The sequence below is a fragment of the Scandinavium tedordense genome, assembly GCF_024764965.1.
Classification (GTDB): domain Bacteria; phylum Pseudomonadota; class Gammaproteobacteria; order Enterobacterales; family Enterobacteriaceae; genus Scandinavium; species Scandinavium tedordense.
On the sequence record NZ_JALIGG010000048.1, the window covers coordinates 41,021 to 67,371 of the forward strand.

General features: G+C 55.0%; 18 protein-coding genes. 14 read left to right on the top strand and 4 right to left on the bottom strand.

Annotated elements, in window-relative coordinates:
• Positions 1–621 precede the first annotated feature (621 nt).
• Together aas and lplT are read left to right on the top strand one after the other, a co-directional pair.
• Positions 622–2,781, top strand: a complete 2,160-nt coding sequence (gene aas / locus MUU46_RS02935; protein ID WP_258964724.1) for a bifunctional acyl-ACP--phospholipid O-acyltransferase/long-chain-fatty-acid--ACP ligase — start codon at positions 622–624, stop codon at positions 2,779–2,781.
• Positions 2,774–3,982 carry a lysophospholipid transporter LplT gene (lplT, locus tag MUU46_RS02940; protein WP_258964725.1) on the top strand — a complete coding sequence of 403 codons (1,209 nt, stop codon included), beginning with the start codon at positions 2,774–2,776 and terminating at the stop codon, positions 3,980–3,982. The genes aas and lplT overlap by 8 nt, the downstream gene beginning before the upstream one ends.
• A 74-nt stretch (positions 3,983–4,056) precedes the next feature.
• Here lplT and MUU46_RS02945 read toward each other — a convergent pair whose 3' ends face one another.
• The 4 genes from MUU46_RS02945 to mutH all read right to left on the bottom strand — a co-directional run bounded on the left by MUU46_RS02945 (position 4,057) and on the right by mutH (position 7,188).
• Positions 4,057–5,097: an NADP(H)-dependent aldo-keto reductase gene (locus MUU46_RS02945; protein ID WP_258964726.1), complete on the bottom strand. Its 1,041-nt coding sequence runs from the start codon at positions 5,095–5,097 to the stop codon at positions 4,057–4,059.
• Between the two features lie 279 nt (positions 5,098–5,376).
• Complete coding sequence (locus tag MUU46_RS02950) at positions 5,377–5,595, bottom strand: YgdI/YgdR family lipoprotein (protein WP_159758621.1); 219 nt, start codon at positions 5,593–5,595, stop codon at positions 5,377–5,379.
• Between the two features lie 127 nt (positions 5,596–5,722).
• Positions 5,723–6,433, bottom strand: a complete 711-nt coding sequence (locus tag MUU46_RS02955; RefSeq protein ID WP_159758384.1) for a TerC family protein — start codon at positions 6,431–6,433, stop codon at positions 5,723–5,725.
• Between the two features lie 68 nt (positions 6,434–6,501).
• Entirely contained in the window at positions 6,502–7,188 is a 687-nt protein-coding gene (gene mutH / locus MUU46_RS02960) for a DNA mismatch repair endonuclease MutH (protein WP_258964727.1), read from the bottom strand.
• Between the two features lie 684 nt (positions 7,189–7,872).
• Between mutH and rppH the strand changes: the two genes are divergently transcribed.
• The 12 genes from rppH to recD all read left to right on the top strand — a co-directional run bounded on the left by rppH (position 7,873) and on the right by recD (position 26,325).
• Positions 7,873–8,406: an RNA pyrophosphohydrolase gene (gene rppH, locus MUU46_RS02965; protein ID WP_159758619.1), complete on the top strand. Its 534-nt coding sequence runs from the start codon at positions 7,873–7,875 to the stop codon at positions 8,404–8,406.
• A 12-nt stretch (positions 8,407–8,418) separates the two neighbouring features.
• Positions 8,419–10,665, top strand: a complete 2,247-nt coding sequence (gene ptsP, locus MUU46_RS02970; RefSeq protein WP_159758380.1) for a phosphoenolpyruvate--protein phosphotransferase — start codon at positions 8,419–8,421, stop codon at positions 10,663–10,665.
• A 180-nt stretch (positions 10,666–10,845) separates the two neighbouring features.
• Positions 10,846–11,721, top strand: a complete 876-nt coding sequence (gene lgt, locus MUU46_RS02975) for a prolipoprotein diacylglyceryl transferase (RefSeq protein ID WP_159758378.1) — start codon at positions 10,846–10,848, stop codon at positions 11,719–11,721.
• Between the two features lie 6 nt (positions 11,722–11,727).
• Positions 11,728–12,522 carry a thymidylate synthase gene (gene thyA, locus MUU46_RS02980; RefSeq protein WP_159758376.1) on the top strand — a complete coding sequence of 265 codons (795 nt, stop codon included), beginning with the start codon at positions 11,728–11,730 and terminating at the stop codon, positions 12,520–12,522.
• A gap of 163 nt (positions 12,523–12,685) precedes the next feature.
• Positions 12,686–13,156, top strand: a complete 471-nt coding sequence (locus MUU46_RS02985; RefSeq protein WP_258964728.1) for a prepilin peptidase-dependent protein — start codon at positions 12,686–12,688, stop codon at positions 13,154–13,156.
• A complete protein-coding gene (locus MUU46_RS02990; RefSeq protein ID WP_159758372.1) occupies positions 13,147–13,704 on the top strand; it encodes a prepilin peptidase-dependent protein in 558 nt (185 codons plus the stop codon). The genes MUU46_RS02985 and MUU46_RS02990 overlap by 10 nt, the downstream gene beginning before the upstream one ends.
• A 26-nt stretch (positions 13,705–13,730) precedes the next feature.
• On the top strand, positions 13,731–14,108 hold the full coding sequence (locus tag MUU46_RS02995) for a DUF2509 family protein (RefSeq protein WP_258964729.1): 378 nt from the start codon (positions 13,731–13,733) through the stop codon (positions 14,106–14,108).
• Entirely contained in the window at positions 14,093–14,413 is a 321-nt protein-coding gene (locus MUU46_RS03000) for a prepilin-type N-terminal cleavage/methylation domain-containing protein (protein ID WP_159758369.1), read from the top strand. The genes MUU46_RS02995 and MUU46_RS03000 overlap by 16 nt, the downstream gene beginning before the upstream one ends.
• Positions 14,414–14,442: 29 nt before the next feature.
• Entirely contained in the window at positions 14,443–17,811 is a 3,369-nt protein-coding gene (gene recC, locus MUU46_RS03005) for an exodeoxyribonuclease V subunit gamma (RefSeq protein ID WP_258964730.1), read from the top strand.
• A 251-nt stretch (positions 17,812–18,062) separates the two neighbouring features.
• A complete protein-coding gene (gene ptrA, locus MUU46_RS03010) occupies positions 18,063–20,951 on the top strand; it encodes a pitrilysin (RefSeq protein WP_258964731.1) in 2,889 nt (962 codons plus the stop codon).
• Positions 20,948–24,487: an exodeoxyribonuclease V subunit beta gene (gene recB / locus MUU46_RS03015; protein ID WP_258964732.1), complete on the top strand. Its 3,540-nt coding sequence runs from the start codon at positions 20,948–20,950 to the stop codon at positions 24,485–24,487. The genes ptrA and recB overlap by 4 nt, the downstream gene beginning before the upstream one ends.
• Positions 24,487–26,325, top strand: coding sequence for an exodeoxyribonuclease V subunit alpha (recD, locus tag MUU46_RS03020; protein ID WP_258964733.1), 1,839 nt, complete (start codon positions 24,487–24,489; stop codon positions 26,323–26,325). The genes recB and recD overlap by 1 nt, the downstream gene beginning before the upstream one ends.
• Positions 26,326–26,351: the final 26 nt, after the last annotated feature.

The window sequence follows — 26,351 nt, forward strand, 5'->3', positions numbered from 1 at the left end:
CATGCCTTTTAAGAGGGAAAACGGTTACACCTGTTCAGTGTTACGGAAAACCCAGTGTTGTTCAAGGTTAAGCGCGGGTCGTCTGCTGCAAATGTGATGCGAATGGGCGTGCGGCATGAAAAAGTTACACAGCACGTCACGGGCAATTGAAAATGGAAAAGATGAATCCAAACCTTTAGTTACACTTTGCGATTAGCTGTTGCGATTGATCGCTGGAGGATTCATCAATCTGATTGATACTCTGATTATCCCAGAGGTATTGATAGGTGAAGTCGACCCTTAGGGGAAGGCCACTTGATTACACCAACCTGCGCAGATGCGCAGGTTTTTTTTGCCCTAAATTTCATATCTGTAACAGTAACCGATGATCGTAACACATCGTTGCACTTCGGCTCATTCCTTTGCGTTTTCCCGGTGGCGAGTTTTGCGCGCAAAAGCCACAATCAAAGTCCCAGAGGTATTGATTGGTGAGAATTTTTTAGTGCGATTTTCGTACTTCTCTACTTGCACCGACCTGCGCAGATGCGCAGGTTTTTTTTACCCAAAATTCAGCCCCCTCCTGCTTTCCTGCCGCATCTCATGTACCCTGCAAAAAGTGATTTTTTGCAAACCGGAGTTGATATGCTGTTGGGCTTTTTTCGATTTCTTTTCAGAGTGATATTTCGGGTCAAAGTCACCGGAAATGCGGCCGCTTTGCGCCAGCCGAAGGTGCTTATCACCCCGAACCATGTCTCTTTTATTGACGGCATTTTGCTGGCGCTGTTTTTACCCGTGCGCCCGGTGTTTGCGGTTTATACCTCGATCAGCCAGAAGTGGTTTATGCGCTGGCTGGCACCCCTCATTGATTTTGTGCCGCTGGACCCGACCAAACCGATGTCTGTTAAACATCTGGTGCGTCTGGTTGAGCAAGGGCGCCCGGTGGTGATTTTCCCGGAAGGGCGCATTTCCATCACCGGCTCGCTAATGAAAATCTACGACGGCGCGGCCTTTGTGGCGGCGAAGTCGCAGGCGGCAGTGGTCCCGATTCGTATTGAAGGCGCGGAGCTGACGTTTGCCAGTCGACTGAAAGGCCTGGTGAAACGCCGCTTCTTCCCGCAAATCCAACTGCATATTTTGCCCCCGACCCGGCTTCCAATGCCGGAAGCACCGCGCGCGCGCGATCGCCGTAAAATCGCCGGTGAAATGCTGCATCAAATCATGATGGAAGCCCGCATGGCGGTGCGTCCCCGTGAAACGCTGTATGAAGCGCTGCTTACTGCCCAGCATCGTTATGGCGACAGAAAGCAGTGTATTGAAGACATCAATTTTCAGCCGGATAACTACCGCAAGCTGCTGACCAAAACGCTGTTCGTGGCACGTATTTTGGAAAAATACAGCGCCAAGGGCGAGAAAATTGGCCTGATGTTACCGAATGCCGGGATCAGCGCCGCGGTGATTTTCGGGGCCATTGCGCGCGGGCGTATCCCGGCAATGATGAACTACACCGCTGGCATCAAAGGGCTTTCCAGCGCGATTACTGCGGCAGAAATCAAAACCATATTTACCTCTCGTACCTTCCTCGAGAAAGGCAAGCTGTGGCACCTGCCGGAACAGCTGACCCAGGTGCGTTGGGTATTTCTGGAAGATTTAAAAGGCGATGTGACGCTGACTGACAAGCTGTGGATTTTCGGCCATCTGCTGGCCCCGCATCTTGCGCAGGTAAAACAGCAGCCGGAAGACGTGGCGATGGTACTCTTTACTTCGGGTTCAGAAGGTAATCCGAAGGGCGTGGTGCACAGTCATAAAAGCATTCTGGCCAACGTCGAGCAGATTAAAACCATCGCTGACTTCACCGCCCGTGACCGCTTTATGTCGGCGCTGCCGCTGTTCCACTCTTTCGGCCTGACCGTGGGGTTGTTTACGCCGCTCCTGACTGGGGCGCAAGTGTTCCTGTATCCGAGCCCCCTGCATTATCGCATTGTGCCGGAGCTGGTCTACGATCGTAACTGTACGGTGCTATTCGGAACGTCTACGTTCCTTGGCCACTACGCGCGTTTTGCCAATCCGTATGATTTCCACAAAGTGCGTTACGTGGTAGCCGGTGCCGAAAAGCTCCAGGACAGCACGAAGCAAATCTGGCAGGACAAATTTGGCCTGCGCATTCTGGAAGGCTACGGCGTAACCGAGTGCGCACCGGTGGTGTCGATCAACGTGCCAATGGCGGCAAAGCCGGGCACCGTTGGCCGCATTTTACCGGGCATGGATGCGCGACTGCTGGCGGTGCCGGGCATTGAAGAAGGCGGGCGTTTGCAGTTGAAGGGCCCGAATATCATGAACGGCTATCTGCGAGTGGAAAACCCGGGCGTACTGGAGCAGCCGACGGCAGAAAACCACAACGGTGAACTGGAAAATGGCTGGTATGACACCGGCGATATCGTGCTGTTTGACGAGCAGGGCTACGTGAAAATTCAGGGTCGTGCCAAACGCTTCGCGAAAATTGCCGGAGAAATGGTGTCGCTGGAAATGGTCGAGCAGCTCGCTCTGGCGATATCGCCAGACAAGCTTCATGCCACGGTGATAAAGCAGGATGCGAGCAAAGGTGAAGCGCTGGTGCTGTTTACTACTGACGCGGAACTGACGCGCGACAAATTGCAACAGCAGGCACGGGCCAGTGGAATACCGGAACTTGCGGTGCCGCGTGATATCCGCTGCCTTAAACAGTTACCTGTCCTCGGGAGCGGCAAACCCGATTTTGTCGCTCTTAAGGAGCAGGTTAATCAGATGGAAAAATCGAATGAGTGAGTCAGTGCACACTAACACTTCACTACGCTCGAAAGGGATGATGGCGGTGCTCTGCGCCCAGTTCTTGTCGGCCTTTGGCGATAACGCGCTGCTGTTCGCCACCCTGGCGCTCATGAAAGAGCAATTTTATCCGGACTGGAGCCAGCCAATTCTGCAAATGGTGTTTGTGGGCGCTTACATTCTTTTCGCGCCGTTTGTCGGGCAGTTTGCCGACAGCTTCCCGAAAGGGCGGGTGATGATGGTCGCCAACGGTATGAAACTGATTGGCGCAGCGTCTATCTGCGCAGGCGTAAACCCGTTTATAGGCTATACGCTGGTAGGCGTGGGCGCGGCGGCATATTCACCGGCGAAATACGGCATTCTTGGCGAGCTGACCACCGGAGACAAACTGGTTAAAGCTAACGGCATGATGGAGTCATCGACCATCGCCGCGATTTTGCTGGGCTCAGTCGCGGGTGGCGTGCTGGCCGACTGGCACGTGCTGGCGGCGCTGGGCGTGTGTGCGCTGGTTTACGCTGGAGCGGTGGTCGCCAACCTGTTTATTACCCGCTTACCGGCGGCGAGAAGCGGGCAGTCCTGGCGTTTCAATGCTATGACCGGCAGTTTCTTCTCGGCCGGTAAAACGCTGTGGCACAGTGCTGAAACCCGCTTTTCGCTGGTGGGTACAAGCTTGTTCTGGGGCGCGGGGGTCACGCTGCGTTTCCTGCTGGTGCTGTGGGTACCGGCTGCGTTGGGGATAACCGACAATGCGACGCCGACGTATCTGAATGCAATGGTCGCCGTCGGGATAGTGGTCGGTGCGGGGGCCGCGGCTAAACTGGTAACGCTGGAAACCGTGGCGCGCTGTATGCCTGCGGGCGTTTTGATTGGTATTGCGGTGGTGATTTTTGCGTTGCAGCAGGCACTGCTACCGGCTTACGTTCTACTGTTGCTGCTGGGGATCTGCGGTGGCTTCTTCGTGGTGCCGCTGAATGCGTTGTTGCAGGAGCGCGGGAAACACTCGGTCGGCGCGGGTAATGCCATTGCGGTGCAAAACCTCGGTGAAAACAGCGCGATGCTGATTATGCTCGGTCTTTACTCGCTGGCGGTGATGGTGGGTATTCCGGTGGTTGGCGTGGGGATTGGTTTCGGTACGCTGTTCGCGGTCGCGATTATCGTGCTGTGGATTTGGGGCCGAGGTAAAAGCAAAACCGTCTCATAATAAGACGGTTTTTAGTGTTTGCTCCCTCTCCCTGTGTGAAAGGGTTGGGGAGAGGGCATCAGACCGCACAAGGCTTAAGGCGCCGGGTAGGTATAGACCTTATGCACCGCTTCGATTTCTGCCAGAACCTCTTCGCTCAACTCAAGGTGCAGACTTTCCACGTTGGTTTTCAGCTGCTCCATGGTGGTCGCACCCAGCAGGGTGCTGGCGACGAACGGCTGACGACGCACGAAGGCTAGCGCCATCTGAGCCGGATCGAGGTTATGACGTTTCGCGATATCCACATACGCCGCGACCGCTTTCTGTGACTGCTCGCTGCTGTAACGCGTAAAGCGGCTGAACAGCGTGTTTCGCGCCCCGGCCGGTTTCGCACCGTTCAGGTATTTGCCGGTCAACGTCCCGAAAGCCAGGCAGGAATACGCCAGCAACTCCACCCCTTCATACTGACTCACTTCTGCCAGAGCCACTTCATAGCTGCGGTTCAGCAGGCTATACGGGTTCTGAATCGTGACGATGCGCGGCAGGTCGTGTTTATCGGCGAGGTGCAGATAGCGCATCACGCCAAATGCGGTTTCGTTAGAGACGCCGATGTAGCGGATTTTGCCCGCACGCTGGAATTCGGTCAGCGCTTCGAGAGTTTCCAACAGGGTGATAACCGGCTGTGATTCCGTCCACTCGTAGCCAAGCTTGCCGAAGCAGTTGGTCGCACGCTGAGGCCAGTGCACCTGATACAGGTCGAGATAGTCGGTTTGCAGACGAGTCAGGCTGTTGTGCAGCGCATCGCGAATATTTTTGCGATCGAGCGCCTGATTCGGGCGAATGCCGTCGTCGTTGTTGCGCGTTGGGCCGCTGACTTTTGATGCCAGCACCAGTTTTTCACGGTTGCCGTGTTTCGCCAGCCAGTTGCCGACGTAGGTTTCGGTCAGACCCTGCGTTTCCGGGCGCGGTGGTACGGGATACATCTCTGCGACGTCAATCAGGTTAATGCCCTGAGCAACGGCGTAATCGAGCTGTGTATGGGCGTCGGCTTCGCTGTTCTGTTCACCAAACGTCATAGTGCCCAGCCCAAGAGTACTGATTTCCAGTGAGCTGTGGGGGATACGGTGATAGTGCATAGCCGTCTTCCTTTTTGTATATCAACAACGTCATATCAAAAACGTCAGGAAGGGCGCAACAGGCGCCCAGACAAAAGAATATATACCCGTCATCCTTCAAGCTGCATCTTTGTTGGCTACGTTCACTCGCCCGAATCACTTAGGTTACTAAGTTCGCCGGGACTCATTCTCTTGCCGCCGTGATGAAACTCGAATTATTTTGGGTATAAACATGGCAGATGCGAGGAAAAAGCGGAAGTAAAAAATCAAAAAAGGCCAGACGAGCTGACCTGTTTTCTTTTAGCGCTTAATGATTTGAGAGACATCGTCACGGTTGATCTGCATGCTGTTACCTTGCTGATCTTCGTAACTGATAAGGCCGGTGTCGTCATCAACTTCCGGTTTCCCATCCGTCAGAATCATTCGGCCATCTTTCGTTGCCATCACGTAGTCACTGCTGCAACCGGAAACAGCAAATACCAGTCCCACTGCAGAAATCAAAACTGCCCATTTTTTCATCATTATTACCCCTTATATGACCGCAACTCATACCATTCTAGATATAACCCGGTAAGGAGTAAGTAAAAAGCAGTAAAATCTTAAAAAGATTGCAGGACAGCCCTCATTTTGAAGGCTGTCTTTGAATTTAAAGCGGATTTTTTTTATTTCGCAGTAAATTGAGACTCTCCACGGCAATGGAGAAAAACATCGCGAAATAGATATACCCCTTCGGCACATGAATAGAAAAACTTTCCAGCATTAATGTAAAGCCGACCAGGATAAGGAATGCCAGCGCCAGCATCTTGACCGACGGATGCCTGTCGACAAATTCGCCAATCGGACGCGCGGCAAACATCATCACGCCCACGGCAATCACCACCGCAGCCATCATAATGAACAGATGATCGGACAGACCCACCGCCGTAATCACCGAATCAAGGCTGAAGATAATGTCGAGCAGCATGATTTGAACGATAGCGCCGAAGAAAGAGTGGACGTTAGTTTTCAGCCCTTCCTCTTCACCTTCAATCGATTCGTGGATCTCTTTGCACGCTTTCCAGATAAGGAACAGGCCGCCAGCCAGTAGAATCAGATCACGGGCTGAGAACGAGTGATCGAAAAGCGTAAACAGCGGATTGGTCAACCTGACAACCCAGGCGATTGACGCCAGCAGCGCCAGTCGCATCATCATCGCCGCAAACAGACCGATTCGACGCGCGTGATTGCGCTGAGCCGTCGGGAGTTTGGCCACGACCAGAGAGAGAAAAATAATATTATCGATGCCCAGAACGATCTCAAGGATCGTCAGCGTCCCAAGCGCCATCCACGCGTTGGGATCGGTTACCCATGCAAACATTGTAAATCCTGCCAAAAACGAAAAGTGCAATTATAAGCCACAGGCGGCCTTACCCCAAACGAATCGTGTCAGAGCAGAAAATGCTGGGCCAGAAGGACGGCGGTGAAGTTCTTCTTCAGATAAAAACCACGCGGGAGGGTAAGAATAGGTTCACCGTGTGTGCCGACGGCTTCCGTTAGGGCTTTACTGTTGGCTGCTTTCGGACGTAGCTGTAGCACTTCGCCGTGGCGAGCGGTAATGCGTTCCACCTGACCGAGCACAATCAAATCCATCAGTTCTTCCCAATCCATGCGCAGCTGATGCTCTTCTTCTACGCTCGGACTCCACAGCAATGGCGCCCCGACATGGCGTTCAGCCAGCGGGATAGTGCGTTCGCCTTCAACCGGGATCCACAGTACTCGCTTGAGTTTATGCCGGACATGGCTGGTTTCCCATGTGACACCACTGTTGCCGGTCAGCGGGGCGACGCAGACAAACGTGGTTTCCAGCGGACGGCCGTTGCGGTCGACGGGGATCGTTTTCAGCTCGACGCCCAGCGCGGCGAAATCCTGCTCGGGTTTACTTCCTGCGCTGGCACCCAGCCAAATCTCAAGCAGCACACCAATCCAGCCTTTATCCCGCTTTAAATCGGGTGGAATGGGCAGGTTTGCCATCGCCGCCAATTCACCCAGCGAATAACCCGCCAGCTGCTGCGCCTGGGCTAAAAGCTCGGCTTCAGACTGAGGAGAATGACGCAGGGGAGACAGCAGGGACATAACGGCACGCCTTTGGTTGAAAAGTGAGCGGGGTTTATCCCCGTTATGGAAAGAGTTTACCCTTTTCTGAATAACCACGCCAATATGATGATTTCATAGCGTTTTTTTACTAAAAAAAATCAACATTTTTTGCGCTGCAAAAGGTTTTCCCAATCTGGTCACTGACAATGAACAGGATCTTACACCCAGTTATCCACAGAAAAGTGGGATAACTGGGGAAAACCCTCACTACTGTTTCCATTTACAGGCTTGACGTGCGACGAAAATCCAATTTTCACACAAAAAGTGTTTAAGTTAGTGGCACAATCTGTGGATAAAAACGACGTTGTTCGATCTTTCATCAGCACAAGGATCACCTATGTGACGATCGTCACGTTATGGCATGTTTAATGAAAAGGAACTATTCTAAAGTGATGAATAACATCATTTTATTTTAATGATAAAAAATGGCGCTTTTAAGACGATTCAAGGTTTTCCCATAGTAACTCGCGGCTTCTTCACAACTCTATCCACAGAAAAAGTGAATAAAATGGTCCCGTGACGGTCTTATCTGTTTATAACTTTGATGATAGCTGTGAGTTATTCAATTGTTATCCGATGTTATCGCCGCAAGAGAGTGGTTTACCGTTTCCAGCGAGTGTGAAACAATCATTCACATTGAAAATTGTTTTTAGAGGTAGTCCGGTGATTGATGACGATGGCTACCGCCCAAATGTTGGAATTGTAATCTGCAACCGCCTGGGTCAGGTAATGTGGGCCAGGCGTTACGGTCAACACTCTTGGCAATTCCCTCAAGGAGGGATAAACCCGGGCGAGTCGGCTGAGCAGGCGATGTATCGGGAATTGTTCGAAGAAGTTGGGCTAAGCCGTAAAGATGTGCGGATCCTGGCCTCTACCCGGAACTGGTTGCGTTACAAGTTACCGAAACGTTTGGTGCGTTGGGACACAAAGCCGGTTTGTATCGGCCAGAAACAAAAGTGGTTTCTCCTGCAGTTGATAGGCAACGATGCCGATATCAATATGCAAACCAGCAGTACCCCGGAATTCGATGGTTGGCGCTGGGTAAGTTATTGGTACCCGGTGCGTCAGGTGGTGTCGTTTAAACGCGATGTCTACCGTCGGGTGATGAAGGAGTTTGCAGGCGTTGTGCTGGCGCTGACGGAAAGTACCCCAAAACCGCAGAACACTGCCCCTGCTTATCGACGTAAAAGAGGTTAAGCCACGCACATTATGCTCACCCGGTTGCGAGAAATAGTCGAGAAAGTAGCCAGTGCGCCCCGTGTGAACGAGGCGCTCGATATTCTGGTAACAGATATCTGTCAGGCAATGGAAACCGAAGTGTGTTCGGTTTACCTCGCTGACCATGACAGGCGCTGCTATTACCTGATGGCCACTCGCGGGCTGAAAAAGCCACGTGGACGGACTATTACACTCGCCTTTGACGAAGGTGTCGTTGGCCTGGTGGGACGCCTCGCGGAGCCCATTAACCTCGCGGATGCGCAAAAGCATCCGAGCTTCAAATACATTCCTTCCGTAAAGGAAGAAAAGTACCGCGCATTTCTTGGTGTGCCGATCATCCAGCGCCGCCAACTGCTTGGTGTGCTGGTGGTTCAGCAGCGCGAACTGCGTCAGTTCGACGAAAGTGAAGAATCCTTCCTCGTTACGCTTGCCACTCAAATGGCGGCAATCCTCTCTCAGTCTCAGCTCACGGCACTTTTTGGTCAGTACCGTCAAACGCGCATTCGCGCGCTGGCGGCTGCATCCGGGGTGGCGATTGGTCAGGGCTGGATGGATTCTACACTGCCGTTGATGGAGCAGGTGTACGAAGCATCAACGCTGGACACCGCGCTTGAGCGTGAGCGTCTGACCGGTGCGCTGGAAGAGGCAGCCGGCGAATTTCGTCGTTACAGCAAGCGTTTTGCGGCCGGGGCCCAGAAAGAAACCGCGGCTATCTTCGATCTCTATTCACACCTGTTATCAGACGCGCGACTGCGCAAAGAGCTGTTCGCTGAAGTGGACAAAGGCTCGGTGGCAGAATGGGCGGTCAAAACCATCATTGAAAAATTTGCTGCGCAGTTCGCGGCCCTGAGTGATGGCTATCTTAAAGAGCGTTCGGGCGATCTCCGGGCGCTGGGTCAACGTCTGCTTTTCCATCTCGATGACTCCGTGCAGGGCCCGAACGCGTGGCCGGAGCGCTTCGTGCTGGTGGCTGATGAGCTTTCGGCGACCACACTTGCCGAAGTGCCGCAGGACAGACTGACGGGCGTCGTGGTGCGTGACGGTGCGGCGAACTCTCACGCCGCCATTATGGTACGCGCGTTGGGGATCCCGACGGTCATGGGCGCCGATATACAGCCGTCGGTGCTGCATGGCCGAATGTTGGTGGTCGATGGTTATCGCGGTGAATTGCTGGTCGATCCCGAGCCGGTACTCCTGCAGGAATACCAACGGCTGGTAACCGAAGAAAATGAGCTCAGCCGAATCGCGGAAGATGACGTTGATCGTCCGGCGCAGCTGAAAAGCGGCGAACGCGTGAAGGTAATGCTGAATGCCGGTTTAAGCCCAGAGCACGAAGAGAAGCTCGGTAGCCGCATCGACGGCATCGGGCTCTATCGCACTGAAATCCCGTTCATGCTGCAAAGCGGTTTCCCGTCAGAAGAAGAGCAGGTGGCCCAGTATCAGGGCATGTTGCAAATGTTCAACGACAAACCGGTAACACTGCGAACGCTGGACATCGGGGCCGACAAACAACTGCCGTACATGCCCATCAGCGAAGAAAACCCATGCCTCGGTTGGCGTGGGATCCGCATCACTCTCGATCAGCCGGAGATCTTCCTGGTTCAGGTTCGCGCGATGCTGCGTGCCAACGCCGCGACGGGTAACCTCAGCATTTTGTTGCCGATGATCACCAGTATTGATGAAGTCGATGAGGCGAAACGCCTGATTGAACGTGCCGGGCGCGAAGTGGAAGAGATGATCGGCTACGAGATCCCGAAACCGCGGATTGGCGTGATGCTGGAAGTGCCATCGATGGTATTCATGCTGCCGCATCTGACTCGCCGGGTTGATTTCATCTCCGTGGGGACTAACGATCTGACGCAATATTTATTGGCAGTCGACAGGAACAATACCCGCGTAGCCAACATGTACGATAGCCTGCACCCGGCGCTGCTTCGCGCACTGTCGATGATTGCTCAGGACGCCGAGCGCCTCGACATCGATCTACGCGTTTGCGGTGAAATGGCGGGCGACCCGATGTGCGTGACTATCCTGATTGGCTTGGGTTTCCGCCATTTGTCGATGAACGGGCGGTCAGTGGCGCGTGTGAAATACCTGCTGCGTCACATCGAACTTGAAGATGCGAAAAACCTGGCACAGCGGAGCCTGGATGCGCAACTCGCTACCGAAGTGCGCCATCAGGTAGCGGCATTCATGGAACGCCGGGGCCTTGGTGGCCTGATTCGCGGCGGCAGGTAAACGTCAGTTCCTGGCGGCGCCTCTGCCTGCTGACCCCGTGTTTATACATATCTTTTACATCTTTCAGCGCCTCCCAGCCGACTGCCTTGTGCTATCATTCGCACCTTTGGGGCAGTCTTCAGGCTGCACGTCTCTACCGCTGACCACTTTCGGCGGAATAACAAGCACTTGTGGTGACAGATGAATAGTGGTTATCTGCATTTCCCGGAGTTTGATCCGGTGATTTTTTCCATTGGACCGGTTGCGCTTCACTGGTACGGACTGATGTATCTCGTCGGCTTTATCTTCGCAATGTGGTTGGCGTCTCGCAGGGCGAACCGACCGGGCAGTGGCTGGACGAAGAACGAAGTTGAAAACCTGCTTTACGCCGGATTCCTCGGGGTCTTCCTCGGCGGGCGTATCGGCTATGTCCTGTTCTACAACATGCCGGTGTTCCTCAGCGACCCGCTGTATCTGTTCCGTGTCTGGGATGGCGGTATGTCGTTCCACGGCGGCCTGATCGGCGTTATCGTCGTCATGATTGTCTTTGCCAAACGCACGAAGCGCACCTTCTTCCAGGTCGCTGACTTTATTGCACCACTGATCCCGTTTGGTCTCGGCGCTGGGCGTCTGGGCAACTTCATCAACGGTGAACTGTGGGGCCGCGTTGACCCTTCCTTCCATTACACCATGCTGTTCCCGAGCTCCCGTGCGGAAGACCTGGCGTTACTGCCGTCGCATCCTGAATGGCAGTCTCTGTTCGATCAGTACGGTGTGCTGCCGCGTCATGCGTCGCAGCTTTACGAACTGGCGCTGGAAGGCGTGGTGCTGTTTATCATCCTCAACCTTTTCATCCGCAAGCCACGCCCGACGGGCTCTGTTTCAGGCCTGTTCCTGATCGGCTACGGTCTGTTCCGCATCATCGTTGAATTCTTCCGCCAGCCGGATGCGCAGTTCACCGGTGAATGGGTACAGTACATCAGCATGGGGCAGATCCTTTCCATTCCGATGGTTCTGGCTGGAATCATTATGATGGTCTGGGCATTTCGTCATCGCCCGCAGCAACAAGTCTCCTGAGGAAGCATGAAACAGTATCTTGATCTGATGCAGAAGGTGCTCGACGAGGGCACCCCAAAAAATGACCGTACCGGTACCGGCACGTTATCGATTTTCGGCCACCAGATGCGCTTCAACCTGCAGGATGGTTTCCCGCTGGTGACGACCAAGCGCTGTCATTTACGCTCCATCATCCATGAGCTGCTGTGGTTCCTGAAGGGTGACACTAACGTTGCGTATCTGCATGAAAACAATGTCTCCATCTGGGATGAATGGGCTGACGATCAGGGCAACTTGGGCCCGGTGTACGGTAAGCAATGGCGCGCATGGCCAACGCCAGACGGCCGCCATATTGACCAAATCACCACGGTTATCGAACAGCTGAAAAATGACCCCGACTCGCGTCGAATCATTGTGTCAGCCTGGAACGTCGGCGAGCTGGACAAAATGGCGCTGGCACCGTGCCACGCGTTCTTCCAGTTCTACGTGGCAGACGGCAAGCTTTCATGCCAGCTGTATCAGCGTTCTTGCGATGTGTTCCTCGGCCTGCCGTTTAACATCGCAAGCTACGCGCTGTTGGTGCATATGGTGGCTCAGCAATGTGACCTCGAAGTCGGTGACTTCGTCTGGACTGGGGGCGACACGCACCTGTACAGCAATCACATGGACCAGACGCATCTGCAGCTGAGCCGTGAGCCTCGGGCGCTGCCGACGCTGGTTATCAAACGTAAGCCAGCGTCTATCTTTGATTATCAGTTCGATGATTTCGAGATTGAAGGCTACGACCCGCACCCCGGTATTAAAGCGCCAGTGGCGATTTAAATCACCTCATATCAACCGGCCCGCGTGGCCGGTTTTCATTTTCTGAAGCACCCTTCCTGTTTTGCTGTAACCCGCTGCAAGCCGATAAATTTCCCCTGAACCCTGCCCGTAAAACGCGGAATCCACGTTCGCGTTGATTTACGTCCCGCAGCATATTACGACCATGAAACGAGAACAGGGTTACACCCTTATTGAAATGCTGGTTGCACTCTCGCTGATGATTATTCTCAGCGGTGGTGGGCTGTACAGCTGGCAGCGTTGGCAGCAGCAGCAGCGTCTATGGCAAACCGCTGGGCAGGTCAGAGACTTTCTGGTCATGCTGCGTAACGATGCGAGCTGGCATCGTCGCGATCGCCTGCCTCGCCTACAGCGCGCGGAGCAAGGGTGGTGTCTGAATGCCCTGAGTGAAGAGGGGACCGACTGTACGGCGCACAGCATTTTTGTATTACGCCCACGTTGGCCGGAAGTGACACTTAACGAGATGACGCCTGGCCTGGGTTTCTATGGTTTGCGAAGCACCGCGTGGCCCGGGCATATCACGCTTAAAAGTAGCGCGGGAAGCTGGAATTTGATTGTCTCCGGCTGGGGACGTGTACGTTTGTGTCAGGGAGGAAGCGACAAATCATGTCAGTAAATCAGCAGGGTTTTTCGTTAGTTGAAGTCCTGATAGCCATGACGATTGGTAGCATTCTGTTGCTTGCGACGGCACGTTTCTTACCTGCACTGCAAGGGGCTATTCTCCGGCAGACTCAGCAGCAGGTGCTTGAAGAGGAAATCTGGCAGCGCCTGTTTACCGTATCCCGACATCTTCAACGGGCAGGTTTTTGTCGGGGAGCCTGTGGTGGTGAAGCTGTGCTTATTGAAAACCAGTGCCTGCGGGTTCGCTGGGACAGCAATCTCAACGGCGTTTGGGAGGATGCCCCTGCTGCCAACTCTGACGTAACGGGTTTCAGGCTAAAGAATGGGGCTCTGGAAACACTACGCGGCGCGACAGATTGTAACGCCAAAGGGTGGGACAAAATGACCGATCCTGATTTCCTTATTGTCGATGAATTCAAGGTACAGCGACATAACATTAGCGGGTTTTCTCCTGAGTTTGAGGTGACCCTTTCCGCACATCTGAAGAGCCGCCCTACAGTTCAGTTGAACGCCAGCCATAGCGTAACAGGGCACAATCTATGAACCGGGAAAAGGGGATGTCGTCACTCATGCTGGTGTTACTGATGCTCGTTCTCGGCAGTCTGATGCTGCAGGGTATCAGCATTCAACATCAGGCCCGGTTGTCGCAGGGAAGTCTGGAAAAGCTGGCACTCCGCGACAGCATGAATGCTGAATCACTGCTCGAGTGGGGGCGTGTGTTCACCTGGCCGCTGCTGCCGATCGTGCAATGCCAGACCCTTTCGGGCTTCTCCGGACGAGTGTGCTTGCGACTTTTCACCGATGGTACTGCGTTGTTGATTGCCAGTTGCAGGCAACAAACCCGGTGGCAAACGGCTTCAGTCAACGGCAATTCTCTACTGTTCGACCGCAACGGCTGGAGTGATTTTTGTCCGCGCAAGGAGACCTCACAATGCCAGAACCCTTGAACCGACAGCAGGGGTTTAGCCTGCCCGAAGTGCTGTTGAGCGTGGTATTGATGATGATGGTGGTGACGGCGCTATCAGGCTTGTACAACCAATTTGCTGTCGGCGCCGCACAGTTGAATCTTTATCGACAACTTTGGCGGGAAGGATGGAGCCACAGCCAACTGCATACCGCCGCGATGCCCGAAGGCTGGCAGCTTAACCGTGTGCAGACAAGCCGGCAAAGATGTGTCAGCATCACGGTAACGATCATCACGCCAGTGGGCCGGCAGGGGCAAATGTCTCGCCTTCACTGCCCACAAAGTTAATGGCTTAACCGCGAGCGTCAGGAGCGAATATGTTACGGGTCTACCACTCCAACCGTCTGGATGTGCTGGAAGCATTGATGGAGTTTATTGTTGAGCAGGACCGGCTTAACGACCCTTTCGAACCTGAAATGGTACTGGTGCAAAGTACCGGTATGGCTCAGTGGCTACAGATGACGCTGTCAAAGCGTTTCGGCATCGCGGCTAACATTGATTTCCCGCTTCCCGCCAGCTTTATCTGGGACATGTTTGTTCGCGTTCTGCCAGAAATCCCCGAGCAAAGTGCCTTTAATAAACAAAGCATGAGCTGGAAGCTGATGACGCTGCTGCCCGGCATGCTTGAGCAGGAAGCATTCACGCCGTTACGCCAGTATCTGTCAGACGATAGCGACAAACGTAAGCTGTTCCAGCTGGCTTCTCGCGTCGCCGATCTCTATGACCAGTATCTGGTTTACCGCCCGGAATGGCTGACCCGCTGGGAAGCTGACGAGCGTGTTGACGGCATTGATGATGCGCAGTGTTGGCAGGCTCCGCTATGGAAAGCGCTGGTGGAGCACACCGCAGCGCTGGGGCAGCCACTCTGGCACCGTGCCAATCTGTATCAACGCTTCATAACCACCCTGGAAAACAGCGAACAGCCGCCAGCGGGCTTACCTTCCCGGGTATTTATCTGCGGGATTTCAGCCCTGCCGCCGGTCTATCTGCAGGCACTTCAGGCGCTGGGTAAGCATGTTGACGTATACGTGCTGTTCACCAATCCATGTCGTTATTACTGGGGCGACATTAAAGATCCCGCGTTTCTGGCGAAGCTTCTGGCTCGTCAGCGTCGGCATCACCGTGAACAGCGTGAGTTGCCCTTGTTCCGCGACAGCCATCAGGCCCCGGCATTGTTTAATGCTGACGGCGAACAGGATATCGGCAATCCGATGCTGGCCTCATGGGGCAAACTCGGCCGGGATTACATCTACCTGCTCGCGGGGCTGGAACGCTATCAGGAACTGGATGCCTTCGTCGATATAGAGCCGGATAACCTGCTGCACAATCTGCAATACGACATTCTGGAGTTACAGAGCAGCGCGGTCGCCGGGCGTACTGCGGAAGAATTTTCCCGTAGTGACAGCAAGCGAGCGCTGGATCCAGACGATCGCAGCCTGAGCATTCATGTCTGTCATAGCCCGCAGCGCGAAGTGGAAGTGCTGCACGATCGCTTGCTGTCGATGCTGGAAGAGAATCAAGATCTCTCCCCGCGTGACATCATTGTGATGGTGTCTGACATTGACAGCTATAGCCCGTTTATTCAGGCCGTATTCGGCAGCGCCAGCGGCGATCGCTATGTGCCGTGGGCTATTTCTGACCGTCGGGCGCGCCAATCTCATCCGGCGTTACAGGCATTTATTACTTTGCTTTCGCTGCCTGACAGCCGATTCGTCAGTGAAGATGTTCTCGCCCTGTTGGATGTGCCTGTCCTGGCGGCTCGTTTTAATATCGATGAAGAGGGTCTGCGTTATCTGAGACTGTGGGTAAACGAGTCCGGCGTTCGCTGGGGCATGGACGACGATAACGTCCGTGAATGGGATCTACCCCCGACGGGCCAGCACACTTGGCGCTTTGGCCTGACGCGCATGCTGCTCGGCTACGCCATGGAAAGCAGTCAGGGCGAGTGGCAGTCAATTTTGCCGTATGATGAGTCCAGTGGATTAATCGCCGAACTTGTGGGTCATCTGGCGTCGTTGCTGATGAAACTGAACCAGTGGCGCCTGCGCCTGACGCAAGAGCGGGCTCTTTCTGACTGGTTGCCTGTCTGCCGTGAAATGCTCAACGATTTCTTCTTGCCGGATCCGGATACTGAAGCGGCACTGGCGCTGATTGAACAGCAGTGGCAGGGCATTATCGAGCAGGGTCTGGAATCTCACTATGGTGAAACCGTTCCGCTGTCTCTGCTGCGTGACGAGTTGGCGCAGCGCCTCGATCAGGAGCGTATCAGCCAGCGTTTCCTCGCAGGCCCGGTGAACATCTGTACTTTGATGCCAATGCGTTCTATTCCGTTCAAGGTGGTTTGCTTGCTGGGCATGAACGACGGCATTTATCCACGCGCACTTGCGCCATTGGGCTTTGATTTGATGAGTCAGAAACCGGTACGGGGCGATCGTAGCCGCCGGGATGATGACCGCTATCTGTTCCTGGAAGCGTTGATGTCCGCCGAGCAAAAACTGTATATCAGCTATATCGGCCGGTCTATTCAGGATAACAGCGAGCGCTATCCGTCAGTGCTGGTGCAGGAGCTGGTCGATTATATCGGCCAAAGCCACTGCCTGCCTGGCGACGAAATGCTCAACTGCGATGCAAGCGAGCAGAGGGTGAAAACCCATATTCTCCATCAGCACAGTCGAATGCCGTTTGATGCCGTCAACTTCATGCTGGGCGAGAAGCAAAGCTACGCCCGCGAATGGCTAAAAGCGGCGAGCCTGGAAGGTGAAGCACAAAGCGAATTTATCCAGCCTTTACCGCCAGTGTCTATCGAGACGCTGCCTTTCGAACAGCTCCAGCGTTTCTGGCAGCACCCTGTACGGGCGTTTTTCCAGATGCGCTTGCAGGTGAATTTCCGCATTGAAGAGAACGAAATTCCTGAAACGGAGCCGTTTACCCTCGAAGGTCTGTCACGCTATCAGCTAAATCAGCAACTGGTGAATACGCTGGTGGAAGAGCAGGACGCCGGCCTGATGTTCCGTCGTTTTCGTGCCGGGGGCGAGCTGCCGTACGGTGCTTTTGGTGAAATTGCCTGGGACGATCAGTGCCAGGAGATGCAAGCGCTGGCCGACCGGGTCAGTGCCCAAAGAAAGTCCGGGAAAAGTCTGGAAATTGATCTGCACTGTGACGGGATCAATATCACTGGCTGGCTCCCGCAGGTACAGTCAGACGGCCTGCTGCGCTGGCGTCCGTCCTTACAGAATGTCTCGCAGGGAATGCAACTTTGGCTAGAGCATCTTGTCTACTGCGCCAGTGGCGGAGAAGGTGAAAGCCGCCTGTTGCTGCGTAAAGAAGGTGAGTGGCGCTTCCCTCCGCTGGCCGCGCAGGAGGCAATGCAATATTTATCCGAGCTGGTGGCTGGATACCGTGAAGGTCTGTCTCAGCCACTACTGTTCCTCCCTGAAAGTGGAGGGGCGTGGCTGAAAGCCTGTTATGACAGCGAAAATAATGTCATTTTATGGGATGAACAAATACAACAGAAAGCGCGCAGTAAGTTCATGCAAGCCTGGGAAGGCAGTATGGTGATTCGCGGTGAAGGGGCCGATGTTTGGTACCAGCGCCTGTGGCGAACCCTTGAACCTGAAAGCGTTGAAGCGATTATTACGCAAGCAGAACGTTACCTGCAGCCTGTTTTTCGTTTCCATCAGTCATAGTCGCTGTATAAAAATTGCGCAGATATCGGGATTCCATTATCATGCGCAACGTGTCACGGACTGATGTTTATACTCGTCATACTTCAAGCTGCATGTGCGTTGGCTACACCTGCTCACCCCAGTCACTTACCTGAGTAAGCTCCCGGGGACTCATAGGTTTGCCGTCTTCCTGCAACTTGAATTATTTAGAGTTTACAAGTGAGGCTGCCATTCAGAGCAGCACAGAAGTTTGTTAATGATGAGGTCCGTGAATGCCCCGCAGCACTTGGTTGAATGTCGTATTTATCGTTTTGTTCGCCTTCTGGGCGCCTATGAGTCAGGCCGACAATGGATGGCAACCGATAAAGGAAACCATCCGCAAAAGCGAGAAAGACCCCCGTCAGTATCAAGCGATTAAGCTTGATAACGGGATGGTTGTGCTATTGGTTTCCGACCCACAGGCGGTGAAGTCGCTGTCTGCGCTGGTGGTGCCAATTGGCTCGCTGGAAGATCCGGATTCCCATCCAGGGCTGGCTCATTTCCTCGAACATATGACGCTGATGGGGTCCAAAAAATACCCGCAGCCGGATAGCCTCGCTGAATATCTCAAAATGCACGGCGGCAGCCACAATGCCAGCACCGCACCTTATCGCACCGCGTTTTATCTCGAAGTAGAAAACGATGCGCTGGAAGGCGCGGTCGATCGCCTGGCAGATGCCATTGCCGAACCACTTCTTGATAAGAAATACGCCGACAGAGAACGAAACGCCGTTAACTCTGAGCTGACCATGGCCCGCAGCCGTGACGGTATGCGTATGGCACAGGTGAGCGCCGAAACCATCAACCCGGCGCACCCAGGAGCCCGTTTCTCCGGTGGTAACCTTGAAACTCTGAGCGACAAACCTGGCAGCCCGGTGCTCGATGCGCTGCTGTCGTTCCGCGATAAATACTACTCCGCCAATCTGATGAAAGCGGTTATCTACAGCAATAAGCAGCTGCCAGAACTGGAAAAAATGGCCGCAGAAACCTGGGGCCGCGTACCGAACAAAAACATCACCCGTCCGGAGATTACCGTTCCGGTGGTGACCGATGCGCAGAAAGGCATCATCATTCACTACACGCCAGCGGTGCCTCGCAAGGTGCTGCGCGTCGAATTTCGTATTGATAACAATACTGCGCAATTCCGCAGTAAAACCGATGAGCTCATTACCTATTTGATGGGGAATCGTAGCCCGGGAACGCTGTCCGACTGGCTGCAAAAGCAGGGGCTGGTCGAAGGCATTCGCGCCGATTCAGACCCGGTGGTGAACGGCAACAGTGGCGTACTGGCAATCTCCGCCACCCTGACGGATAAAGGCCTTGCGCATCGTGATCAGGTTGTCGCCGCCATTTTCAGCTACCTCAATCTGTTGCGTGAGAAAGGCGTGGATAAGCATTACTTTGATGAACTGGCTCACGTGCTGGATCTCGATTTCCGCTATCCGTCGATCAACCGTGATATGGATTATGTCGAATGGTTGGCGGACACCATGATCCGCGTGCCGGTCGAGCACACGCTTGATGCGGTCAATATTGCAGACCAGTACGACGCAAAAGCTATCGAGGATCGTCTGGCGATGATGACGCCGCAAAACGCGCGCATCTGGTATATCAGCCCGAACGAGCCGCACAATAAAACCGCCTACTTTGTCGATGCGCCGTATCAGGTCGATAAAATTAGCGGGCAGACCTTCAGTGAATGGCAGCAGGAATCCGCCAAAATTGCGTTGCAGTTACCGACGCTCAATCCGTATATCCCGGACGACTTCACGCTGATTAAGTCTGAGAAGGTCGCCGACAAGCCACAGCTGATTGTCGATGAGCCGGAGCTGCGGGTGGTGTACACCCCGAGCCGCTATTTTGCCAGCGAGCCGAAAGCCGATGTCACCCTGGTGCTGCGTAACCCGAATGCCATGCAAACTGCCCGTAATCAGGTGATTTTCGCTCTGAATGATTATCTGGCGGGTATCGCGCTTGACCAGCTCAGCAACCAGGCCGCAGTGGGTGGCATAAGCTTCTCAACCGGCGCCAATAATGGCCTGATGGTTAACGCCAATGGTTATACCCAGCGTTTGCCGCAGCTGTTTGATGCCCTGTTGCAGGGCTATTTCAGCTATCAGCCAACCGAAGAACAGCTGGAACAGGCCAAATCCTGGTATGCGCAGATGCTGGATTCCGCCGAGAAAGGTAAAGCCTTCGATCAGGCGATTATGCCGGTGCAGATGCTGTCTCAGGTGCCTTACTTCCAGCGCGAAGAGCGCCGTAGTTTGCTGCCGTCCATCACGCTGAAGGACGTGCTGAGCTGGCGTGATGCGCTGAAAGCAGGTGCGCGGCCAGAGTTTCTTATCGTTGGTAACATGACGGCCGATAACTCTGTTTCGCTTGCCCGCGAGGTGCATAAGCAGCTCAACGCACACGGTGCTGAGTGGTGTCGTAACAAAGACATCGTGGTAGAGAAAAAGCAGAACGCCATCTTTGAAAAACCGGGTAGCACCAGTGATTCCGCGCTTGCTGCGGTGTTCACGCCACCAAAAGCGGATGAGTTCAGCAGCTCTGCCGCCAGCGCTATGCTGGGGCAAATTATTCAGCCGTGGTTCTACAACCAACTGCGTACGGAAGAGCAGTTAGGCTACGCGGTGTTTGCTTTCCCGATGAACATCGGCCGTCAATGGGGCGTCGGTTTCCTGTTGCAGAGCAGCGACAAACAGCCCGGCTTCCTGTGGGAGCGTTTCAAAGCCTTCTTCCCGACTGCCGAAGCGAAGCTGCGAGCCATGAAGCCAGAAGAGTTTGCGCAAATCCAGCAGTCGGTGATTGCCCAAATGCAGCAGCCGCCGCAAACGCTGGGTGAAGAGGCTTCAAAGCTCAGCAAAGATTTCGATCGCGGTAATATGAGTTTTGATTCACGTGATAAAGTAGTGGCTCAGATAAAACTGCTGACGCCGCAAAAACTTGCTGACTTCTTCCATCAGACGGTGGTGGAGCCGCAGGGCATGGCGCTTCTTTCTCAGGTCTCCGGTAGCCAGAACGGGAAAACAGAATTTGTTCACCCGAAAGGCTGGAAGGTCTGGAAGAGCGTTAGCGCGTTGCAGCAATCCATGCCGCTGATGAGAGAGAACGAATGACCGAGACCGCCGAGTCCCTAAATCCCCTGCGCTTGCCGTTAACTGGTGAGCGCCTGATTGAAGCCTCAGCGGGCACCGGAAAAACGTATACCATCGCCGCACTCTATCTGCGGCTGTTGCTTGGACTGGGCGGTGAAGCCGCCTTCGTTCGTGCTGTCGATGTCGAAGAGCTGCTGGTGGTGACCTTCACCGAAGCCGCCACTGAAGAATTGCGTGGCCGCATTCGCAGCAACATCCACGAACTGCGCATTGCCTGCCTGCGTAACCGCACCGATAACCCGCTTTATGCCAGCCTGCTTGCCGAAATTCCTGACACTCAACAGGCGGCGGATGTGCTGTTGCTGGCTGAACGACAGATGGACGAAGCAGCGGTGTTTACCATTCACGGTTTCTGTCAGCGCATGTTGAGCCTCAACGCGTTTGAGTCGGGCATGTTGTTCGAACAGCAGCTGATTGAAGATGAATCCCGTTTGCGCTTCCAGGCTTGTGCCGACTTCTGGCGGCGCCACTGTTACCCGCTTCCTCGTGAGGTGGCCGAGGCCATTCATGCCAGCTGGAAAGGGCCGCAGGATCTGCTGAAATCGATCGATCGCTATCTTCAGGGCGAAGCCCCGCAGCTCAAAAAAACGCCATCGGATCAAACACTGATAGCTCGCCATCAGCAGATTGTGGCGCAGCTGAGCGCACTGAAAGCGCAATGGCAGACGGCGGTCGGGGAAATCGCCGATATTATCGAAAATTCCGATATCAACAGAAGCAAGTTCAACCGCGGTAATCAGGGTAGATGGATAGAGAAGATTAGCGCGTGGTCCGAGGCGGAAAATACCGGCTATCAGCTACCCGACTCGCTGGAAAAATTTGCCCAATCGTTCCTGATTTCACGCACCAAACCGGGCGGGAATCCGCCGCTGCATCCGCTGTTCGACACCATTGAAGCGCTGTTGGCGGCACCGCCGTCGCTCAATGATTTGGTCATCTCACGGGCGATGGTTGAAATACGTGAAGCCGTGGCGCGGGAGAAACAGCGTCGCGGCGAGCTGGGCTTTGACGACATGCTGAGCCGGCTGGACGATGCGTTGCAAGGCGAAAGCGGCGACGCGCTGGCGGCCGCTATTCGTCAGCGTTTCCCGGTGGCGATGATCGACGAATTCCAGGATACCGATCCGCAGCAGTACCGCATTTTTCGTCGAATCTGGCGGCAGCAACCTGATACTGCGCTACTGCTGATTGGTGACCCTAAACAGGCAATTTACGCGTTTCGCGGCGCGGATATTTTTACCTACATGCGCGCGCGAGGCGATGTGGCCGCCCATTACACCCTCGACACCAACTGGCGTTCGGCTCCGGGTGTGGTAGAAAGCGTCAATCGTCTTTTTGGCCTGACCGATAACCCCTTCATGTTCCGAGATATTCCCTTTTTACCGGTGAAGCCAGCGCCCAAAAATCAGGGGCTGCGCTTTGAGATGAACGGGGAAGACCAGCCATCAATGAGCTTCTGGCTGATGCCCGGCAACAACGTCAGCGCCGGGGATTATCAGGCGTTTATGGCGCAGATGTGCGCCGGGCAAATACGCGACTGGCTGAGTGCCGGTCAGCGTGGTGATGCGCTGCTGTGGCGCGGCGAAACATCGCGTCCTGTTCAGGCCTCAGACATTACCGTCCTGGTGCGTAACCGACAGGAAGCGGCGCTGGTGCGTGATGCGTTGAATGCGCTGGGCATTCCATCGGTGTATTTATCCAACCGCGACAGCGTATTTGAAACACCGGAAGCACAGGAGCTGTTGTGGCTATTGCAGGCAGTGCTGGCCCCGGAAAGGGAAAGTAGCCTGCGCACCGCGCTTGCCAGCTCACTATTTGGTCTGAATGCGCAGGACATTGAGCGCCTGAATCTAGATGAGCTTGCCTGGGATGCGCTGGTGGAAGAGTTCAGTGAGTATCGCCAGCTCTGGCAAAAGCGGGGCGTGATGGCGATGCTGCGTGCGCTGATGGCGGCGCGTAATATCGCGGAAAATTTACTGGTGACTCATGGCGGTGAACGCCGTCTGACCGATATTCTGCACCTCAGTGAACTGTTGCAGGAAGCCGCCGGGCAACTCGAAAGTGAACATGCGCTGATGCGCTGGTTGGGGCAGCAGATTGGCGGCCCGGACAGCGGATCTTCGAGCCAGCAAATGCGTCTTGAAAGCGACAAACACCTGGTGCAAATCGTCACGGTGCATAAATCGAAAGGGCTGGAGTATTCGCTGGTCTGGTTGCCGTTTATCGCCCGCTATCGCAAACAGGATCAGGCGTTTTACCATGACCGGACTTCCTTTGCGGCGGTGCTCGATTTGCACGATGGTGAGGAGAGCCTGGAACTCGCCGAAGCTGAGCGTCTGGCGGAGGATTTACGCCTGCTGTACGTGGCGCTGACGCGTGCGATTTGGCACTGCAGTTTAGGCATTGCACCGCTCAGCCCGCGTCGCAGCGATAAAGCCACCGACACTGAATTGCACCAAAGTGCGCTGGGCCGCCTGGTTCAAAAAGGTGAAGCCAAAGACGCCGCGGGCCTTGAAGCCTGTCTGCGTGAACTCTGTAACGAACACATTGCCCTGCATACCCCGACGCTCCCGGAAGGGGGACGCTGGCAGGCGATTACGCCTGAAATGCCGGAGCTGCGTGCCAGAGAGATGCAGCGGCGCATCGTCGACGACTGGCGAGTCACCAGCTATTCCGGTCTTCAACAGAGAGGGCACAGCGTGGCGCAGGATCTGCTGCCGCGTCTGGATATCGACGCCGCGGGCGTGGCTGACGTTTCTGACGAACCGGAGCTGACGCCCCATCACTTCCCGCGCGGGGCATCGCCGGGCACCTTCCTGCATAGCCTGTTTGAAGAAATCGATTTTACGCAGCCGGTCGATGAACTGTGGATGCAGGAACAGCTTGAGCGCAACGGCTTTGAGACCAAATGGGCGCCGATATTAACGCATTGGCTGACCACCGTGCTGCAAACGCCGCTCCCCGGCGCAGACATTTCCCTGAACCAGCTCACGGCCAAAAATAAGCAGGTTGAGATGGAGTTCTATCTGCCGATTGAACAACTGCTGATGCCGCAGGAACTGGATGCGTTAATCCGTCAGCATGACCCGCTTTCAGTGGGCTGCCCGCCGCTCGACTTTCGACAGGTGAACGGCATGCTGAAAGGCTTTATCGACTTGGTGTTCCGTCATGATGGACGTTATTACCTACTCGACTACAAATCCAACTGGCTCGGCGAAAACAGCGAGGCTTACACCCAAGCCGCGATGGCGCAGGCGATGCAGTCGCACCGCTACGACCTGCAATATCAACTTTATAGCCTCGCGCTGCACCGTTATCTGCGCCATCGGCTGTCGGATTATGATTTTGACTCTCACTTCGGCGGCGTGATTTATCTGTTCCTGCGCGGCGTGGACGGCGGCGAAGGCGGTCAGGGGATCTTTACTACCCGGCCCGATCGCGCCCTGATCGATGGACTGGATGCGCTGTTTGCGGGCGATGCACAGGAGGTGATGTGATGACCATGGAAGCTCTGTTGATGGAAGCGGCACAGCAAAAACTACTGCGTCATTTGGACGTACAGTTTGCGTTGATGGTCGCTGAGCACGACACGCCGGGCGTGATACTGGCTGCGGCGTTGCTCAGTCGTGATGCCGGAGACGGTCACGTATGCCTGCCGCTTTCGCGTTTCCATGCTGATGAACAGGCCACCGGGCGAGCACAGGCACTCTGGCAGCAGCTGTTTGCTCTGGCTGGTCCCGTGAATGACATTGAAACACAGCTGCTGGCCTCTCCGGCTGTCAGTGATGGCGCGCAAGCGACGCCGTTAGTGCTGTGCGGCGGCCGCCTGTATCTCAATCGCCTGTGGCGCAATGAACTCACGATTGCCCGCTTTTTCAGTCAGACCGAACCGCAAGCGTCCGGAGATGATGCGCTGCTGGGCACCACGCTCGCGGCATTATTTCCCCCAACGGATGAGGTCGACTGGCAGAAAGTCGCCGCGGCTGTGGCGCTGACTCGCCGGATCTCGGTGATCTCTGGCGGCCCCGGCACCGGGAAAACCACCACCGTGGCGAAACTGCTGGCGGCTTTGATCCAGACTAATACCCAACCGAAATGCCGTATCTGCCTGGCCGCCCCAACCGGTAAAGCCGCTGCGCGTCTGACGGAGTCGCTGGGCTCTGCCCTGCGGCAGCTGTCGTTAACCGATGAACAGAAAAAACTGCTACCTGCGGAAGCGGGCACGCTGCATCGCCTGTTAGGCGCGCAGCCGGGCAGCCAGCGCCTGCGTTATCACGCGGGAAACCCGCTGCATTTGGACGTGCTGGTGGTGGATGAAGCGTCGATGATTGACCTGCCAATGATGGCACGGTTAATTGCGGCCCTCCCGGTACACGCCCGAGTGATTTTTCTTGGCGACCGTGACCAGCTGGCGTCGGTGGAAGCCGGCGCCGTGCTGGGTGATATCTGTGCCTGGGTGAACGTCGGGTACACGCCGATGCGCGCGCAAGAGCTGAGTCGACTGACCGGTACCTCTGTACCCGCAGGCGAAGGCACTGAGGCGGGTGCGTTGCGTGACAGCCTGTGCCTACTGCAAAAAAGTTACCGTTTTGGTAGTGATTCCGGCATTGGCCAGCTGGCGCGCGCGGTGAATAACGGCGACGCGAAAGCGATGAAGCAGGTCTTCGCGCAAGACTTTTCTGATATCGCCTTAAAACCGCTGCGCACCACGGAGGAGTACGAATCCATGCTGGATGAGGCTGGCGCGGGTTATGCAGATTATCTGTCGCTGCTAAAAGCGCGCGCGGAGCCTGCTGATATCCTGGCTGCCTTTTCGCAGTATCAGGTTCTCTGTGCGCTCCGTGAAGGGCCGTACGGCGTGAGCGGGGTGAATGAACAGCTTGAACAAATGTTGGCCCGTAAACGGCGCATCCATCTGTCGCGACACTCGCGTTGGTATGAAGGGCGCCCGGTGATGATTGCCCGCAACGACAGTGCGCTGGGGCTTTTCAATGGTGATTTAGGGATTGCGCTCGACCGGGGAACCGGGTTGCGCGTGTGGTTCCCGATGCCGGATGGCAGCATTAAATCCGTGCAGCCGAGCCGTTTGCCGGAGCATGATACCGCGTGGGCCATGACGGTACATAAATCGCAAGGCTCGGAATTCAATCATGCAGCGCTGATTTTACCGTCTCAAAGCGTGCCGTTGGTGACGCGAGAGCTAGTATATACGGCGATCACACGTGCCAAACAGCAGCTTTCACTGTACGCCGACCCGGCACTGCTGGCACAGGCAATCACCGTCAGAATCGAACGACGCAGCGGGCTGGCGGCGCTATTCGCGCAGTTGGGATAAGCTTTTTTATCTATTACCCAAAATAC

Excerpts from the sequence above, each read along its gene's own strand:
- ptsP (WP_159758380.1), top strand. The coding sequence starts at position 8,419 with ATGCTCACCCGGTTGCGAGAAATAGTCGAGAAAGTAGCCAGTGCGCCC.
- MUU46_RS03000 (WP_159758369.1), top strand. The coding sequence starts at position 14,093 with ATGCCAGAACCCTTGAACCGACAGCAGGGGTTTAGCCTGCCCGAAGTG.
- MUU46_RS02945 (WP_258964726.1), bottom strand. The coding sequence starts at position 5,097 with ATGCACTATCACCGTATCCCCCACAGCTCACTGGAAATCAGTACTCTT.
- recB (WP_258964732.1), top strand. The coding sequence starts at position 20,948 with ATGACCGAGACCGCCGAGTCCCTAAATCCCCTGCGCTTGCCGTTAACT.
- MUU46_RS02990 (WP_159758372.1), top strand. The coding sequence starts at position 13,147 with ATGTCAGTAAATCAGCAGGGTTTTTCGTTAGTTGAAGTCCTGATAGCC.
- lgt (WP_159758378.1), top strand. The coding sequence starts at position 10,846 with ATGAATAGTGGTTATCTGCATTTCCCGGAGTTTGATCCGGTGATTTTT.
- ptrA (WP_258964731.1), top strand. The coding sequence starts at position 18,063 with ATGCCCCGCAGCACTTGGTTGAATGTCGTATTTATCGTTTTGTTCGCC.
- MUU46_RS02955 (WP_159758384.1), bottom strand. The coding sequence starts at position 6,433 with ATGTTTGCATGGGTAACCGATCCCAACGCGTGGATGGCGCTTGGGACG.
- mutH (WP_258964727.1), bottom strand. The coding sequence starts at position 7,188 with ATGTCCCTGCTGTCTCCCCTGCGTCATTCTCCTCAGTCTGAAGCCGAG.
- recC (WP_258964730.1), top strand. The coding sequence starts at position 14,443 with ATGTTACGGGTCTACCACTCCAACCGTCTGGATGTGCTGGAAGCATTG.
- thyA (WP_159758376.1), top strand. The coding sequence starts at position 11,728 with ATGAAACAGTATCTTGATCTGATGCAGAAGGTGCTCGACGAGGGCACC.
- recD (WP_258964733.1), top strand. The coding sequence starts at position 24,487 with ATGACCATGGAAGCTCTGTTGATGGAAGCGGCACAGCAAAAACTACTG.
- MUU46_RS02950 (WP_159758621.1), bottom strand. The coding sequence starts at position 5,595 with ATGAAAAAATGGGCAGTTTTGATTTCTGCAGTGGGACTGGTATTTGCT.
- lplT (WP_258964725.1), top strand. The coding sequence starts at position 2,774 with ATGAGTGAGTCAGTGCACACTAACACTTCACTACGCTCGAAAGGGATG.
- MUU46_RS02985 (WP_258964728.1), top strand. The coding sequence starts at position 12,686 with ATGAAACGAGAACAGGGTTACACCCTTATTGAAATGCTGGTTGCACTC.
- aas (WP_258964724.1), top strand. The coding sequence starts at position 622 with ATGCTGTTGGGCTTTTTTCGATTTCTTTTCAGAGTGATATTTCGGGTC.
- MUU46_RS02995 (WP_258964729.1), top strand. The coding sequence starts at position 13,731 with ATGCTGGTGTTACTGATGCTCGTTCTCGGCAGTCTGATGCTGCAGGGT.